Origin of the sequence: Sphingomonas sp. Leaf28 (assembly GCF_001421685.1) — a bacterium.
Lineage (GTDB): Bacteria > Pseudomonadota > Alphaproteobacteria > Sphingomonadales > Sphingomonadaceae > Sphingomonas > Sphingomonas aurantiaca.
Window position 1 is genome coordinate 112,639 of the sequence record NZ_LMKX01000010.1, and the last position, 15,974, is coordinate 128,612.

The following is a 15,974-nucleotide window of genomic DNA, read 5'->3' on the forward strand; positions in this document are numbered from 1 at the left end:
CCTAACCCCTCCCGCCTGCGGGAGGGGAATTACGAGTAGAACGGCGCGGCGATGTCCTCGCGCACCCGCATCAGCCGCCCCGTCGCGCGATCGAGCAAAGCCCAGGTCGTCACCGCCTCGAGCTTCACCCGCCCGTCATCCCCCACGAACCGCACGTGCCGATCGAACCGAGCCCCCTTCGGCGCACCCTCGACCCACGTCTCGCCCATAACGGTTTCTCCCGCGACGACACTACCGCGATAATCGATCTCATGCCGCGTCACGACCCAGACATAGGCCAGCTTGTGCGCAGGCGGCGCAACAGCCTCCCAATGCGCGGTGGCGATGGCCTGGATCCACTGCACCCACACCGCATTGTTCACATGCCCGAGCTCGTCGATATCCCCGTCCTCGGCGGTGATCGAGAGCGTGAACCGGCTCACCCCGCCACGCCCAGCTGCCACAGCACGAACGCGTGTTCTTCCGCGCCCTCCCGCAGCGACTCAAACCGCCCCGACTTGCCGCCATGCCCAGCCCCCATGTTGGTCTTGAGCAGCAGGACGTTGTCATCGGTCTTCATCAACCGCAGCTTGGCCGCCCATTTCGCGGGCTCCCAATAGGTCACGCGCGGATCATTGAGCCCTCCGCTAATGAACATCGGCGGATAGGCCTGCGCCTTGACGTTATCGTACGGCGAATACGACCGGATCAGCTTGAACGCCGCCTCGTCCTCGATCGGATTGCCCCATTCGGGCCATTCGCCCGGCGTCAGCGGCAGCGTCTCGTCGAGCATCGTGTTCAGCACGTCGACGAACGGCACGTCGGCGATCACCGCGCCCCAGAGTTCGGGATCCGAATTGACCACCGCCCCCATCAGCTCGCCGCCCGCAGACCGCCCCGCGATCGCGATCCTGCCCGCCGACGTCCACTTCGCGTCGACCAGCGCCTTGGCCACGTCGACGAAATCGTTGAACGTGTTCGCGCGCTTCTCGAGCTTGCCGTCGAGATACCATTGCTGGCCAAGGTCATCGCCGCCGCGGATATGCGCGATCGCATAGGCAAAGCCGCGATCGAGCAAACTCATCCGCCCGGTCGAGAAGCCCGGCGGGATCGCATAGCCATACGCGCCATAGGCATAGAGGAACAAAGGCGCCGACCCATCACGCACGAACCCGGCCGGATACACGATCGACACCGGAATCTCGGTCCCGTCCCGCGCGACGATCTTCAACCGCTCGGTCGCGTAGCTCGCCGCGTCGTAGCCGCTCGGGATCTCCTGCACCTTGAGCATCGTCCGCTCACCAGTGTCGACGTCGTAATCATACACCGTCCCCGGCGTGACCATCGACTCATACCCAAGCCGCAGCACCGTCATGTCATACTCAGGGTTGTCGCCCAGCCCCGCGACATAGCTCGCCTCGGGGAAGTCGATCCGCTTGCCCTCGGTCGGCGTCTCGTACCGGTGGATCGCGATCTGATCGAGCCCGTCCTCGCGCCCATCGACCACGAAGAAGTCCTGATAGCACTCCACCCCCGTCATGTAGAAATGCGGCGACGCCGGGATCAGCTCGGTCCACGCGCCCGGCTCCTCGACCAGTGCGGTGCACAGCCGGAAATTCGGGTCGACGTCGTTGGTGTGGATGAACAGCGTCCCGTCATGCTCGTCCACGTCATATTCGCGCCCGACCTTTCGCGCGGACACGAGGATCGGCACCGCCAGCGGCTCGTGCGCGGGCAGCAGGTAGATTTCGCTCGTCACATGGTCGCTCGTCGCGATCACGATCCACTTGCGCGAGCTCGTCTCACCGACGCCGACGCGGAAGCCCTCGTCCTCCTCGTGGAACAGCACGACGTCGTCCGCGATCGGCGTCCCCAGCCGGTGGAACCGCGCATTGTCGGTCCGCCACTGCTCGTTCGCCAGACCGTAGAGGAAGCCCGCATCGTCCGCGGTCCAGACGATCTCGCTGAGCATCCCGGGGATCACGTCGGGCAGGTGCTCGCCGGTATCCAGGTCCTTGACGCGAACCTCGAACCGCTCGCTCCCGTTATCGTCGATCGCATAGGCAAGATACCGCCCGTCATTGCTGACCGAGAACGCGCCGAGCCGGAAATACTCATGCCCCTCCGCCAGCACCGGCTCGTCGAGCAACAGCTCGTCGTCACCGCCCGCAACGGGTTTGCGCCACCATTTCTTATACTGCCCGCCGGTCTCGTACGCGGTCCAGTACAGCCAATCGCCATCCTTCTGCGGCACCGAGGATTCGTCCTCCTTGATGCGCGCCTTCATCTCTTCGTAGATCGTGTCGACCAGCGCGGTATGCGGCGCCATCTGCGCCTCGAAATACGCATTCTCGGCCGCCAGATACGCCAGCACGTCTTCGTCATCGACCTCCGGATAGTTCGGATCCTTCAGCCAGGCATAGGGATCCTCGATCGTCACGCCGTGCGTGGTGAAGCTATGCGGTCGCTGGTCGGCGATAGGGGGTGTGGTCATGGCGATGTGTTAGCCGCGCGAAGGGTGGAAGCCAACGCTCGTCCCATTGGGTGGAGGCCCCACCCCAATGTTTCCCCGCGAAGGCGGGGACCCAGTCTGGGCTCCCGCCTTCGCGGGAGAACAAGAATTGGAGTACGACGCTCGATCATTCCACCACCCGCGCACGTCCACCACCCCGGCGAAGGCCGGGGTCCAGTTGGAAAGGCCGCAGTAGCGACGCGATGCCTCCAGTTAGCAACGTCCCCCAACTGGACCCCGGCCTTCGCCGGGGAGGTGGCGAGGTGACGAGGTGGGGAGCGTTCGTCGGCTAGACTGCGCGCGCCCAAGCCCGCTGTCCTACCCATCCCCTTTCTGCCAAAACCCCCTGCATGGCCCAAGACTGTCAGATCCGCCCCCGCATCGCCGCCGCCGCCTCGCGCTGCAGAGGCCATATCGAGCGCGCACCACACCCACGCCAGCGTCTGCACTTTCTCTACTTCACTTTTGACGAGAGCCTGAACCGATGACCCCGAACGCCCGCCCCGCTGCCCGCCTCGCCGCCCTCCGCGCCCAGCTAACCACCGATAATCTCGACGGTTTCGTCATCCCGCTGACAGACGAGCACATGAGCGAATATGTCGGCGGCTATGCACAGCGGCTCGGCTGGCTCACCGGCTTCGGCGGCTCCGCCGGCACCGCCGTCGTGCTCGCCGACCGCGCCGCGATCTTCACCGACGGCCGCTACACGATCCAGGTGCGCGAGCAGGTCGATGGCGCGCACTGGGCGTATGAGGCGGTGCCGCAGACCAGCCCCGCAGCCTGGCTTGGCACGCATGCGCCGGTTGGCGGCCGGATCGGCTACGACCCGTGGCTCCACACCGATGGCTGGGTCGCCGTCGCCACCGCTGCACTGGCCGAACGAGATGCGGTCCTCGTCGCGGTCGAGGCCAATCCGGTCGATGCGATCTGGACCGATCGTCCCGCCCCGTCGCCCGCCAAGCTCACCGTCCAGCCCGACCAGTTCACCGGCGCCTCGTCCGCCGAGAAGCGCGCCGCGATCGCCGACTGGCTCGCCGATCACAAGGCCGACGCGGTCGTCCTCACCGCGCTCGATTCGATCGCATGGGCGCTCAACGTCCGCGGCGGCGACGTCGATCACACCCCCGTCGCACTGTCCTATGCGATCGTCGGCGCGGACGGCACGACCGACCTGTTCGTCGCGCCCGACAAGATCGACGACGGCGTGCGCCAGCATCTCGGCAACGCGGTGCGCCTCTATGATCGCACCGCGTTCGCCGCTGCGCTCGGCGGCTATGCGGGCAAGCGGGTCGCCGCCGATCCCGAGCGCACCGTCGCCGCGATCACGCAGGCGTTGCAGGCGGGTGGCGCCAGGACGCTGCCACTGCGCGATCCCGTCGTGCTGGCCAAGGCGATCAAGAACCCGGTCGAGATCGGTGGCCACCGTGCCGCATCGGCGCGCGACGGCGCGGCGCTCGCGCGGTTCCTGCGCTGGGTCGAGATCGAATGCATCAAGGGCGGGCAGACCGAGCTGAGCGCCGCCGCGTGCCTGCTGGCGTTCCGCGAAGAGACCGACGTCCTCAAGGGCACGTCGTTCGACACGATCTCCGCGACCGGTCCGCACGGCGCGATCCCGCATTATCACGTCACCGAGGAATCGAGCGCGCCGATCGAGCCGGGCCAACTCTATCTGATCGATTCGGGCGGCCAATATGCCGACGGCACCACCGACGTGACCCGGGTCATGCCGATCGGCGCACCGACGCCCGAGATGCGCGACCGCTTCACGCGCGTCCTCAAGGGCCACATCGCGATCGCCACCGCGGTCTTTCCCGACGGCACGATGGGCGGGCAGATCGACGCCTTCGCGCGCCGACCGCTATGGGAGGCCGGGCTCGATTTCGCGCACGGCACCGGCCACGGCATCGGCGCCTATCTCGCGGTCCATGAGGGGCCACAGCGTATCGCCGCGCCCAACTATCCCGGCGGCGCGGCGCTGGAGCCGTTGCGTGCAGGCATGATGCTGTCCAACGAGCCCGGCTATTACAAGGCGGGCGAATACGGCATCCGCATCGAGAACCTGATCCTGATCGAGCCACGCACCATTCCGGGCGCCGATCGGGAAATGCTAGGCTTCGAGACGCTCACCTTCTGCCCGATCGAACGCACGCTGATCGAGCCCTCGCTGCTGACGCCGCAGGAGCGCGCCTGGGTCGACGACTATCACGCAAAGGTGCTGGCGGTCCTGACCCCGGAAATGACCGACGAGGCGGATCGCGCCTGGCTCGCCGCCAAATGCGCATCGCTTACTTGAGCGGCTCGTCCTCAGTGGCAGGCGCGGCACTCACTGCCCGCGCCTGCGCCTTCCGCCGCCGCAGGTTCTCGCGCAGCGCGGCGGCCATGCGTTCGGCCTTCTCTGCCGCCTTTCGATCCCGATCATCCATAATTCCGCCCTACATTCTGGCGGGATGCCTTGACAATCGTCCCGCCCTCGTCTCTTAGCCCCTCTCCGCCGGCAGCGATGCCGGCGAGTGCTGCCGTAGCTCAGTGGTAGAGCGCATCCTTGGTAAGGCTGAGGTCGTGAGTTCAATCCTCACCGGCAGCACCAGTTTTTTGGTTGTGCCTCCGCATCGGACGCTTTGATGAAAGCGCGATGCGGAGGGCACCCACCTCCCCACCAGACACCACCCCGAGTAGGCGCTACGCCGACGACGGCTTGCGCTGGTTGCGGTGCGCGAGATTTGTAACTTCGCCGCCGGCACTCCATGCTGCAGCCGCGCCGCCTCTTGTGTTGCCCAAATACAACACCATCTTTTGGGCAACACCGAGCAAATCCACAGGGATTCGTCATGAACATCGACAAATTCACCGACCGCGCGAAAGGCTTTCTCCAATCCGCGCAGACCGTCGCGATCCGCATGAACCACCAGCGGATCGCACCCGAACATCTGCTGAAGGCGCTGCTCGAAGACGAGCAGGGCATGGCCGCCGGGCTGATCAAGGCGGCGGGCGGCGACGCGAAGCGCGCGACGTCGGAAACCGACCTCGCGCTCGCCAAGATACCCGCCGTGTCGGGCTCGGGCGCGCAGACCACGCCGGGGATCGACAACGACGCGGTGCGCGTACTCGACCAGGCCGAACAGATAGCGACCAAGGCGGGCGACAGCTTCGTCACCGTCGAACGGCTGCTCGTCGCGCTCGCGCTGTCGCTCAACACGGCAGCGGGCAAGGCGCTGAAGGCCGGCGGCGTCACCCCGGAAGGCCTCAACACCGCGATCAACAGCGTTCGCCAGGGCCGCACCGCCGACACCGCGGGCGCCGAGGACCGCTATGACGCACTCAAGAAATTCGCGCGCGACCTCACCCAGGCGGCACGCGACGGCAAGCTCGACCCCGTGATCGGCCGCGACGAGGAAATCCGCCGCACGATCCAGATCCTCGCGCGCCGCACCAAGAACAACCCCGCGCTGATCGGCGAACCCGGCGTCGGCAAGACCGCGATCGCCGAGGGGTTGGCGCTGCGCATCGCCAATGGCGACGTCCCCGACACGCTCAAGGACCGCCGCCTCATGTCGCTCGACATGGGCAGCCTGATCGCGGGCGCGAAGTATCGCGGCGAGTTCGAGGAGCGGCTGAAGGGCGTGCTCGACGAGGTGAAGGCCGCTGAGGGCGACGTCATTCTGTTCATCGACGAGATGCACCAGCTGATCGGCGCGGGCAAATCCGAAGGCGCGATGGACGCGGGAAACCTCCTGAAACCCGCTTTGGCGCGCGGCGAGCTCCACTGCGTCGGCGCGACCACGCTCGACGAATACCGGAAATATGTCGAGAAGGATCCCGCCCTCCAGCGCCGGTTCCAGCCGGTCATGGTCGGCGAACCGACCGTCGAGGACACGATCTCGATCCTCCGCGGCCTCAAGGAAAAATACGAGCTGCACCACGGCGTCCGGATCACCGACGGCGCGATCGTCGCCGCCTCGACGCTGTCAAACCGCTACATCACCGACCGCTTCCTCCCCGACAAGGCGATCGACCTGATGGACGAGGCTGCGAGCCGGATCCGTATGGAGGTCGAATCCAAGCCCGAAGCGATCGAAAATCTCGACCGCCGCATCATCCAGCTCAAGATCGAACGCGAGGCATTGAAACGCGAAACCGACGACGCCTCGGTCGACCGGCTCGACACGCTCGAGGGCGATCTCGTCAATCTCGAGGAGCAATCCGCCGAGCTGACGACACGCTGGAAGGGCGAAAAGGACAAGATCAACGCCGAGGCACGGCTCAAGGAACAGCTCGACGCTGCGCGCCTCGAACTTGACCAGGCACAGCGCTCGGGCGATCTCGCAAAGGCAGGCGAGCTCTCCTACGGCACGATCCCCGGCCTGCAACGCCAGCTCGACGAGGCGGCGGGCGCGACCAAGGGCGCGATGCTGCGCGAGGAGGTCACCGCGGACGACATCGCCGGCGTCGTCAGCCGCTGGACGGGCATCCCGGTCGAGCGGATGCTCCAAGGCGAGCGCGACAAGCTGCTCGCGATGGAAGCGACGATCGGTAAGCGCGTCATCGGCCAGGCGCATGCGGTGAAGGCCGTCTCGACCGCGGTCCGTCGTGCGCGTGCGGGGCTACAGGATCCCAACCGTCCCTTGGGCAGCTTCCTGTTCTTGGGGCCAACGGGCGTCGGCAAGACCGAGCTGACCAAGGCGCTCGCCGAGTTCCTGTTCGACGATCCGTCGGCGATGGTCCGCATCGACATGAGCGAGTTCATGGAAAAGCACGCGGTCGCACGGCTGATCGGCGCGCCTCCCGGCTATGTCGGCTATGAGGAGGGCGGCGTGCTGACCGAGGCGGTCCGCCGGCGTCCCTATCAGGTGATCCTGTTCGACGAGGTCGAGAAGGCGCATGGCGACGTGTTCAACGTGCTCCTCCAGGTGCTCGACGACGGCCGCCTGACCGACGGCCAGGGCCGCACGGTGGATTTCAGCAACACGCTGATCATCCTGACGAGCAATCTGGGCAGCCAGTATCTCGCCAACATGGCCGAGGGCGACGACGTCTCGTCGGTCGAGCCGCAGGTGATGGAGATCGTCCGGTCGCACTTCCGCCCGGAATTTCTCAATCGTCTCGATGAGGTGATCCTGTTCCACCGCCTCGGCCAGTCGCACATGGCGCCGATCGTCGACATCCAGGTGTCCCGCGTCGACAAGCTGCTCGCCGACCGCAAGATCGTGCTCGACCTCACCGAAGCCGCCCGCGCATGGCTCGGCCGCGTCGGCTACGACCCCGTCTACGGCGCAAGGCCGCTCAAGCGCGCGGTCCAGCGCTATCTGCAAGACCCCCTCGCCGACATGATCCTGCGCGGTGAAGTAAAGGACGGCTCGACCGTCCGGGTCGACGAAGGCGACGGCAAGCTGGTTCTGGCGATCGCCTGACGGCAACGCGAGCCCGTCATTTCTACCAACAAAAAGGGGCGGCTCCTTTCGGAACCGCCCCTCGTTTTTGCAGGTGAGTAAGTCTTAGAACTTGAACTTCGCGCCTGCGCGGAACTGACGACCGAAGATGCCATCGCCGCCCTGGATGGCGTTGTACAGATAGGCCCCATAGGTGACCGTATCGACCGGCGGCAGATCGTTGAGGATGTTCAGCGCGTTGACGTAGAAGCTGAACTGGTCGGTGACCTTGAAGTTCACGTTCGCATCGACCGTGATGTACTTCTTCACGTGGCAGTCGGTGTACACCTGTGCCTGCCCGCAATCCTTATACGCGTCGCCCTGATCGGTGGCCGACAGGTCGTAACCTGACGTGTAGTTCACCGTCGTGCTCAGCGCGAAGTCGCCGAAGTCGAAGGTGTTGAGCCAGTTGCCCTTCCACTCGAACGTGCCCGAACCTGCCGTCAGGTTGAAGTTGCCGAGTGTGCCTTCGTAGCGCTGCTTCACGCCGTCGACCGTCGTGCTCAGCTCGAGAATGTAGCTGGCGTTAAGGTTGGACGTCCACTTGACCGGACCGAAGTCGTACGCACCGTTGATACCGAAATCGATGCCCGACGAATTGATCGTGTCGGCATTGATCAGCTGCGAGCGGACGAATGCGATCTTCGGCCGTGCGTTCGGGTTGTTGACGTCAACCGCGTCGGCAATGACCTCGAACCCAGTCGGGATGGCCTGCCCGGCATAATAGGCCGCGATCGCCGGGGCGTTGTTCGCGGTCGTGATCGCACCAGTCTTCTTGATGTTGTAGTAATCGACCGTGAACGACACGTTGCGAACCGGATCAAACTTCACGCCACCGGTGAAGCTGCGCGACTTTTCAGGCTTCAGGTTGGGCGATGCCAGCGTCGTCTGACCGATCGAATAGGCCGTGATGTACGCGGGGCAGCCGTTTGGCGTCGCCTGCGAACAACCAGCACCGTACTGAGCGAGGAACGCGTTGGGGATCGCGTTGACCGACTGCGTCACATAGCCCGTCGTCGGCAGCGCGTTCGCCTCCCCGAAGCTCGGGATACGGAAGCCGCGCGAATAGGTACCACGGACGGTGACCTCCCTGACCGGCGTGAAGATCGCGCCGACCTTCGGCGAGAAGTTGCTCTGGCCGGTCGAGTAATGATCGTAGCGGCCCGAACCGTTGAGCGTGAGCACACTCAGGATCGGCGCATTGATTTCGGCAAATGCCGAGCTGACCGTGCGATTACCCTTGGTGCCGAACGCGTTCAGCGTGAAGTAACGCTGCGTCGCGCCGTTGTAATCGTCGTTGGCGCTGGGTGCATCGACGGCTTCGTAGAAGATCGACCCACCGACCGCGAGGCGAAGGTCGCCGCCGGGCAGCGTGGCCAGCGACTTCTGCAACGTCAGCTGTGCCTGGTAGAGATCCGACGTCGTGTCGGTGATGTTCTCAGGCGACAGATAGTCGCGCACCGCCTGGGTGTTGAGACCCGGGTTGACGAAGTTGTAGCTGCCGTCGGCAATGACGTCGAGCAGATGCTGAATGTACACATAGCCGTTGGTCTTGATACGCAGGTCGGTATGCATCGCGGTCGCGTTGAAGTCGTATTCGACATCGTCGAGCACGGTGCCCTTCATGCCGAAGGCCGCACGATACACGCGGCTGCGTGTCGCGTTCTGCGTCACAGTGTCCGGCAGCGCACCGACGAGGCGAGCGACCTGATTCTGTGCTGCGAACGGATTGTTGGGGTTAAGCGTGCCGTTGGCTGCGGTGCAGTTCACGCGAGCAGCGCAGACATAGACCGGCAGTGCCAGGATGCTCGAGCCGGCTGCGAGCGCAGGCGTTGCAGCCTGCGAGGTCGAGAACTGCGGGAAGAGGATACCGGCAGGCGCATTGCCGCGGATAACGGCAGGACGACCCGTGTAGTTGCTCGACGACTGCTGGAAGTTTACCATCAGGTACGCTTCCGAATTGTCGCCTACCTTCGCCGTGAAGCGTGCCGAACCGCCGAAGCGCTCGTTGTTCGGCGTCACCATGTCGTACTTGTTGGTGTTGTCGACCTGGCAGACCGTGGTCGGCGCCGTTACGTTTGCAGCTAACTGCGCAGCCGTCGGATTGTACGGCGTGCCGTTGAGGCAGCCTGCAGCCGGGTTGAGCAACTGGTAGCGGCCGGTCGACACCGTGTTCGCAGCGTTCGCGGGACGAACATAGTAGTTCGCCGTGCCAATGGCGAAGCCGTTGAGGGTGCCATCTGGCTGAATAGCGTTCGAGATATTGTTCGGGCCGCACTGCTGGCTGCCGGTACGGCTGCTGCAAAGACCGGTCAGGTTATCCGAATTGAACGGAGCGGGCAGGTCGCGCTGGTACACGCCTTCGGTACGGTAATAGAAACCGCTGATATAGGCGTTGTAGCCCTTCTCATCGAGATCGCCGGTGCCAGCGGTCAGCGTGAGGCGCTGGTTGGCGTTGACGCCATCCTGCGAGATCCCAGCTTCGGCGCGACCGGAAATGCCGGTGAACTTGCGCTTGGTGATCACGTTGACCACGCCGGCGATCGCGTCGGCGCCGTAGCTCGACGAGGCACCGTCGCGCAAAACGTCGATACGCTCGACGACGTCGTCGGGGATGGTGTTCAGATCGACAAAGTTACGCGAACCGTCATCCGACAGCGGATAATAGGCAGCGCGCAGGCCGTCGAACAGCACGAGCGTTGAGTTGGTCGACAGGCCACGCAGCGAGACAGACGAGGCGCCGGCTGCGAAAGCACCGTTTGCGGTGAACGAGTTGGTCAGCGCAGGACCATTGTTCGACGACAGAGCCTGGATGCCCGCCTGAACAGTGGTGATACCGCGTGCGTCGAGGTTCTCGGTGGTCAGCGTGGTAGTCGGTGAGATCCCGAGATCGGTGCCGCGGATGATCGAACCGGTAACGACAATATCCTGCCCGGATTCATCTGCGGAAGCGGGCGTCTGCGGGGCGGCGGTAGCCGGCGACCCGGCGGCTGGCGCCGCATCCTGCGCATAACCGGGCGCCATGGACAGGACGAGTGCCAGCGGCGTCGCAGCGGCAAGCAGCAAAGCTCTGGACGTGAAACGAGACGTGGTAACCAAGCGAATTCCCCTTTTCAGCCCGCAATTGCCGCTTTGACGATCAACTGCGGAATTCACTTCGGCCATCGTCAAACGAGTGCCGAAGATATGACACAGGGATGAAGCCACGGCATTCTCGTGTAAAGATCCGTCATGTCACGTTGCGCGGTTTGGACAGAAATAGTGTCCGAAATGACACAAACGCTGGTTGCTGCGGCAACGAATGCGTTGTTTTTAATCACTCGACCGCCACGTTGTAACAAAATCAGGCAGAGCGGTTACCGCACCGCGTCCGCCACCAGCATCGGATCGAGCTTCGCGTCGTTCCAGCGCAGGCTCCAGTGGAGATGCGGGCCCGTCGCCCTGCCGGTCATGCCGACCGCACCGATCGGCTGCCCCTGCGTCACGTGATCGCCGACCTTCACGTCGATCCGCGACAGATGCAGGAACGCGCTGTTCAGCCCCATGCCGTGGTCGAGCATCAGCAGGTTGCCCTCCAGCGTGAAGGGGTGATCGGCTGCCAAGATCACGACGCCGTCCGCGGGCGCCGTGACGATCGCGCCGGTCGGCTTGGCGATGTCGGTTCCCGAATGATAGCTGCCGGGCTCGCCCTTGTAGATGCGCTGCGCCCCGAACAGCCCGGAGATGCGACCGGTGGCGGGCCAAGCGAAGGCTTGTCGCCAACCTTGCGCATCGGAAATCCGGGCGCGCGCTGCGACGATCTGCGCAAGTTCGGGCGGACGCAGCCTGGCGAAGACCGGGTCGGGCGCGGGAAATTTCGGCAGCGTGTTCAGGCGCTCGATGCGCCAGGCCCGGGGCGCGATCGTCAGCGGCTGCGTGACGATGCGGCCATCGGCCAATGTCGCCGCGAGGACCGCCTGCGGGCCGGCGTCACGGTCGAAGCCGGCAAGGAAGCGGCCATCGGGCGACAACGCGATCGGTTTGCCATCGAGCGTGAGGGCGCGCGTACCGGTGGGGGCCGCACCCAGAATCAACCCGCCCTGGCTCAGCGTGCCGGTCCAGCGTAATGCGGATGCGCTTGCGGTGGTCGGGGGCGGCGCTTGCTGGGCGGTTGCGCTGGTTGCGACCAACAGCGCGAGCACCGCCGCCCGGATCATCGTGGCGCCATCGCTTCGCTCGCGGCGGCGGCGGTGGCATAGGCCTCCTGCCGCGCGACGCTCCAGTAGCGCAGGTCCTCGAGCGCGATGCGGTGACCGGTCGCCGCGCAGGCGACATGGTCGCCCGGGCTGAGCACGCGGAAACCATTGGCCATATAATGGAGGCGAGCGGCGCGGTCGGAGTTGGACATCAGCATGATCGGGCTCTTCTATAGAAGGGTGGGCTGGCGGGCCGCGGCGTCCGGCGCGGGCTTTGCCTTGGGGGCAGCATAGGTTTTGGCGGCGGGTCGCTCAAGGCCGGCATCCGTCACCACGTCCACGACGCCATCGCGGAAGTGAAGGGTCAGTGCGCCTGCCGCTTTTGCCGACTTGGCCGAGGCGAGCGTTTCGCCACCGGGGCGGACGGTGACGCGGGCATAGCCGCGGTCGAGGATCGTGTCGGGGTTGAGCGACTGGACGAGCCGCCACGTCGCGTCGAGCTGCGCGCGTTTCGCCTCGAGCTTGCGATCGAGCGTGGCCGGACGGAGCGCCGCTCCCGATCGATCGAGGCTACCGCGTGCCATGGTCAGGCGCCGCTCCAGCCCGCGATCGAGCCGCTGGCCGAAATCGTCGGCGCGCTGGCGCTGCGGCCCGAGCAACTGATCCCGCTTGGGCAGCAACCGCGCCAGCGCGTCGAGCCGCTCGCGACCGCGCTCGACATGGCGGCGGGCGCAGCGTTCGGTCCGATTGCGGTGGCTGTCGATCGTCAGCCGCAGGTCGGCAAGCACCGGCACCGCGATTTCGGCCGCCGCGGTCGGCGTCGGCGCACGCAGGTCGGCAGCGAAGTCGCACAGCGTCGTGTCGGTCTCGTGGCCCACCGCGGAAATGATCGGGATCGTGCAGGCGGCGACCGCGCGCACCACGACCTCTTCGTTGAACGACCACAGATCCTCGACCGAGCCGCCGCCGCGCGCGACGATGACGAGATCGGGGCGCGGTACCGGACCGCCGGGGGCGATCGCGTCGAACCCGCCGACCGCGGCGGCGATCTCCGCGGCGGAGCCCTCGCCCTGCACCTTGACCGGCCAGACGATGACGTGCGTCGGGCAGCGATCCTCCAGGCGGTGGAGGATGTCGCGGATCACCGCGCCGGTGCCCGACGTCACGACCCCGATCACCCGCGGCATGAACGGCAGCGGCTGCTTGCGCGCCCGGTCGAACAGCCCCTCGCCGCTGAGCTTCGCCTTGAGCTTCTCGAGCAGCGCCATCAGCGCGCCCGCGCCGGCCAGCTCCATCCGCTCGATGACGATCTGATATTTAGAGCGACCGGGATAGGTGGTGAGCTTGCCGGTCGCGATCACCTCGATGCCGTCCTGCGGCACGAAGGCGAGGCTCGACGCATTGCCCTTCCAGATGACGCCGTCGATGACCGCCTGGTCGTCCTTGAGCGACATGTAGCAATGCCCTGAGGCGACGCGTTTCCAGCCGGATATCTCGCCGCGCAGGCGGACATGACCGAATTCGCCCTCGACCATCCGCTTCAGCTTGAACGCGAGTTCGCCGACCGACATGGCGAGTGCGTTGTCGCCGGCGACCGGCTCGGCTACCAGCCGCCCCATGTCACTCGACACGTCATCGGAAAAGGGATCGGGCATGAACGTCCTGCTGCTGGGCTCGGGGGGGCGCGAACATGCGCTCGCGTGGAAGCTGGTGCAATCTCGCGGCCTCGATACGCTGTATGCCGCGCCGGGCAACCCCGGGATTGCGCAGCTCGCGACGCTCGTCCCGCTGGATGCGACGGATCACGCCGCCGTCACTGCGTTCGTGCGGGAGCATGCGATCGGGCTCGTCGTGATCGGGCCGGAGGCGCCGCTGGTCGACGGGCTGGCCGACACATTGCGCGCCGCGGACATTGCCGTGTTCGGGCCCTCCAGGGCTGCGGCGCAGTTGGAGGGCTCGAAGGGCTTCACCAAGGATCTGTGCCAGCGCGCGGGGATTCCGACCGCAGGCTATGTCCGGGTGAAGAGCCGCGCAGAGGCTGAAACCGCGCTCGCCCGCACGTTTTCGCTGCCGGTCGTCATCAAGGCGGACGGGCTGGCGGCGGGCAAGGGCGTCGTCATCGCGTTCAGTGCGGCCGAAGCCGAGGCGGCGCTCGATGCGCTGTTCGCCGACGGGGAAGCCGAAGCGGTGATCGAGGAATTCCTGGAAGGCGAGGAAGCAAGCCTCTTCGTCCTCACCGATGGCGTGTCGCTGATGCCGTTCGGCTCCGCGCAGGATCACAAGCGCGTCGGCGAAGGCGATACCGGCCCGAACACCGGCGGGATGGGCGCGTACAGCCCCGCCCTCGTCCTGACGCCTGCGCTCGAACAGCGCGCCATCGACGAGATCGTCGCGCCGACCGTGGCGGCGATGGCCGCAGACGGCATGCCGTTCAGCGGCGTGCTCTATGCCGGGCTGATGCTTACGCCGCAGGGCCCAAAGCTGATCGAATATAATGCGCGATTCGGCGACCCAGAAACGCAGGTGTTGATGCTGCGTTTCCAAGGCGATCTGCTTGCAACGATGCTGGCGGTGGCCGAGGGACGGCTTGGCGAGATGCCCGCGGCGACGTTTAGCGAAGAGACCGCCTTGACGGTGGTGATGGCGGCCGATGGCTATCCGGGGAGGCCCCAGGCGGGTGGGTCGATCATCGGCCTCGACTCGGCGCGCGCCGCTGGCGCCACGGTGTTTCACGCTGGCACCCGGTTCGAAGATGGCGGGCTGGTCGCATCAGGCGGTCGCGTTCTTGCGGTGACCGCCACCGGCGATGACGTGGCGGCGGCGCAGGCCAACGCCTATCGCGGGGTCGACGCGATCGATTTCGCGGAAGGCTTCTATCGGCGCGACATCGGCTGGCGCGAGATTGCGCGCGCGTCCTGACGCGGCCCGCCCGTCAGCCGATCGTGCCGCGTTCTATCGCGACGAGGCCCCCGATTTAGCTCTCGCCGCATTTCTCGCGCAGCGCTACTGATAGAGAATGAACGAAACTTCCGCGACTTCCGCCTCGGGCCTCAGCCTGCTGCCCGACGGCATTGCGACGCTAACCGCGATCCACTTCACGATCATCGCTGTGGTGGCCATCCTGGTCGTGATCGGGCTGCTCTGGGGCATCAAGGCGAAACGCAGCCGGGTGAAGGCGTCGCGTGACGTGATCGCCAATGCCGAGGAAGCCGGCGTCCCCCCCGCGCCCGTCGACTCGGACGATCAGCGTGCTACAACCCCGGCCCCCACACCAGTCGAGCAGCGCAAGGCCGAGCAGACCCAGACCCAGACACGGACGGTTGCTCCAACGCCGGCATCACCGCCGCCACCGATCGAGCGCGCGTCCCCTGTTGAGGCCACACCAACACCACCGCGGGTCGCCGACGAATCGACGACGCCGATCTTGCCGGCAGATCTCAGCCCGACCACCATCCCGGCTGCCCAGCCGCACGCCGAAATCACGGCGCCGCCTGCGAAGATTGCCACCCCCGTATCGGCACCTGCCTTTGCCGATGGCCCGGTCACGCAGCTGAAGGGGCTCGGCCCCAAGGTCGCCACGCAACTCGGCGCGCTCGGCGTCACGACGGTCGGCCAGATGGCCGCTTTGTCCGAAAGCGAGGCGCAGTCGATCGATGCACAACTTGGCAATTTCACCGGGCGGATGGGTCGCGATCGCTGGGTCGAACAGGCGCGCCTGCTCGCGGCCGGCGACAAGGCCGGCTTCGAGGCGATCTTCGGGAAGCTGTAAGCCCCGGCGACCTTTGGCAGTTGTCATGCGCGACGAATGTCGATTGGCTCTATGCCGGGCTCGCGGCGACGGGCATGCCACGCGGCGGCGGACCTCGAAGTATGAGGCCGGCA

General features: G+C 65.9%; 11 protein-coding genes and 1 tRNA gene. 5 read left to right on the top strand and 7 right to left on the bottom strand.

Annotated elements, in window-relative coordinates; translation table 11 throughout:
• Positions 1-29 precede the first annotated feature (29 nt).
• Entirely contained in the window at positions 30-422 is a 393-nt protein-coding gene (locus ASE79_RS16000; protein WP_056418907.1) for an acyl-CoA thioesterase, read from the bottom strand.
• Positions 419-2,473, bottom strand: coding sequence for a S9 family peptidase (locus ASE79_RS16005; protein WP_056418919.1), 2,055 nt, complete (start codon positions 2,471-2,473; stop codon positions 419-421). Before ASE79_RS16005 ends, ASE79_RS16000 begins: the two co-directional genes overlap by 4 nt.
• Positions 2,474-2,975: 502 nt before the next feature.
• On the opposite strand from ASE79_RS16005, the gene ASE79_RS16010 reads away from it, so the two are divergent.
• Positions 2,976-4,784 carry an aminopeptidase P family protein gene (locus tag ASE79_RS16010; protein ID WP_056418922.1) on the top strand — a complete coding sequence of 603 codons (1,809 nt, stop codon included), beginning with the start codon at positions 2,976-2,978 and terminating at the stop codon, positions 4,782-4,784.
• Here the strand turns inward: ASE79_RS16010 and ASE79_RS21465 are convergent.
• Complete coding sequence (locus tag ASE79_RS21465; RefSeq protein ID WP_199860799.1) at positions 4,777-4,914, bottom strand: hypothetical protein; 138 nt, start codon at positions 4,912-4,914, stop codon at positions 4,777-4,779. The genes ASE79_RS16010 and ASE79_RS21465 overlap by 8 nt on opposite strands.
• Before the next feature lie 89 nt (positions 4,915-5,003).
• Here ASE79_RS21465 and ASE79_RS16015 point away from each other — a divergent pair.
• Together ASE79_RS16015 and clpB are read left to right on the top strand one after the other, a co-directional pair.
• A tRNA-Thr gene (locus tag ASE79_RS16015) sits at positions 5,004-5,078 on the top strand.
• Between the two features lie 241 nt (positions 5,079-5,319).
• Entirely contained in the window at positions 5,320-7,899 is a 2,580-nt protein-coding gene (gene clpB / locus ASE79_RS16020) for an ATP-dependent chaperone ClpB (protein WP_056418925.1), read from the top strand.
• 84 nt (positions 7,900-7,983) lie between these two features.
• Here clpB and ASE79_RS16025 read toward each other — a convergent pair whose 3' ends face one another.
• The 4 genes from ASE79_RS16025 to xseA form a co-directional block, all read right to left on the bottom strand.
• Positions 7,984-10,941 carry a TonB-dependent receptor domain-containing protein gene (locus ASE79_RS16025; protein ID WP_235516982.1) on the bottom strand — a complete coding sequence of 986 codons (2,958 nt, stop codon included), beginning with the start codon at positions 10,939-10,941 and terminating at the stop codon, positions 7,984-7,986.
• A 332-nt stretch (positions 10,942-11,273) separates the two neighbouring features.
• Positions 11,274-12,113, bottom strand: coding sequence for a M23 family metallopeptidase (locus ASE79_RS16030; RefSeq protein ID WP_056418934.1), 840 nt, complete (start codon positions 12,111-12,113; stop codon positions 11,274-11,276).
• Positions 12,110-12,310, bottom strand: coding sequence for a DUF2093 domain-containing protein (locus ASE79_RS16035; protein ID WP_055881745.1), 201 nt, complete (start codon positions 12,308-12,310; stop codon positions 12,110-12,112). Before ASE79_RS16035 ends, ASE79_RS16030 begins: the two co-directional genes overlap by 4 nt.
• A 12-nt stretch (positions 12,311-12,322) precedes the next feature.
• Positions 12,323-13,747: an exodeoxyribonuclease VII large subunit gene (gene xseA, locus ASE79_RS16040; RefSeq protein WP_056418936.1), complete on the bottom strand. Its 1,425-nt coding sequence runs from the start codon at positions 13,745-13,747 to the stop codon at positions 12,323-12,325.
• Between xseA and purD the strand changes: the two genes are divergently transcribed.
• Together purD and ASE79_RS16050 are read left to right on the top strand one after the other, a co-directional pair.
• Entirely contained in the window at positions 13,746-15,011 is a 1,266-nt protein-coding gene (gene purD, locus ASE79_RS16045) for a phosphoribosylamine--glycine ligase (protein ID WP_056418938.1), read from the top strand. The two genes, xseA and purD, sit on opposite strands and share 2 nt — an antisense overlap.
• Positions 15,012-15,108: 97 nt before the next feature.
• A complete protein-coding gene (locus ASE79_RS16050; protein ID WP_056418941.1) occupies positions 15,109-15,861 on the top strand; it encodes a hypothetical protein in 753 nt (250 codons plus the stop codon).
• Positions 15,862-15,974: the final 113 nt, after the last annotated feature.

Coding starts and splice junctions, on each gene's coding strand:
- ASE79_RS16005 (WP_056418919.1), bottom strand. CDS start 2,473: ATGACCACACCCCCTATCGCCGACCAGCGACCGCATAGCTTCACCACG.
- ASE79_RS16010 (WP_056418922.1), top strand. CDS start 2,976: ATGACCCCGAACGCCCGCCCCGCTGCCCGCCTCGCCGCCCTCCGCGCC.
- ASE79_RS21465 (WP_199860799.1), bottom strand. CDS start 4,914: ATGGATGATCGGGATCGAAAGGCGGCAGAGAAGGCCGAACGCATGGCC.
- clpB (WP_056418925.1), top strand. CDS start 5,320: ATGAACATCGACAAATTCACCGACCGCGCGAAAGGCTTTCTCCAATCC.
- ASE79_RS16025 (WP_235516982.1), bottom strand. CDS start 10,941: ATGGCGCCCGGTTATGCGCAGGATGCGGCGCCAGCCGCCGGGTCGCCG.
- ASE79_RS16030 (WP_056418934.1), bottom strand. CDS start 12,113: ATGATCCGGGCGGCGGTGCTCGCGCTGTTGGTCGCAACCAGCGCAACC.
- ASE79_RS16035 (WP_055881745.1), bottom strand. CDS start 12,310: ATGCTGATGTCCAACTCCGACCGCGCCGCTCGCCTCCATTATATGGCC.
- purD (WP_056418938.1), top strand. CDS start 13,746: ATGAACGTCCTGCTGCTGGGCTCGGGGGGGCGCGAACATGCGCTCGCG.
- xseA (WP_056418936.1), bottom strand. CDS start 13,747: ATGCCCGATCCCTTTTCCGATGACGTGTCGAGTGACATGGGGCGGCTG.
- ASE79_RS16050 (WP_056418941.1), top strand. CDS start 15,109: ATGAACGAAACTTCCGCGACTTCCGCCTCGGGCCTCAGCCTGCTGCCC.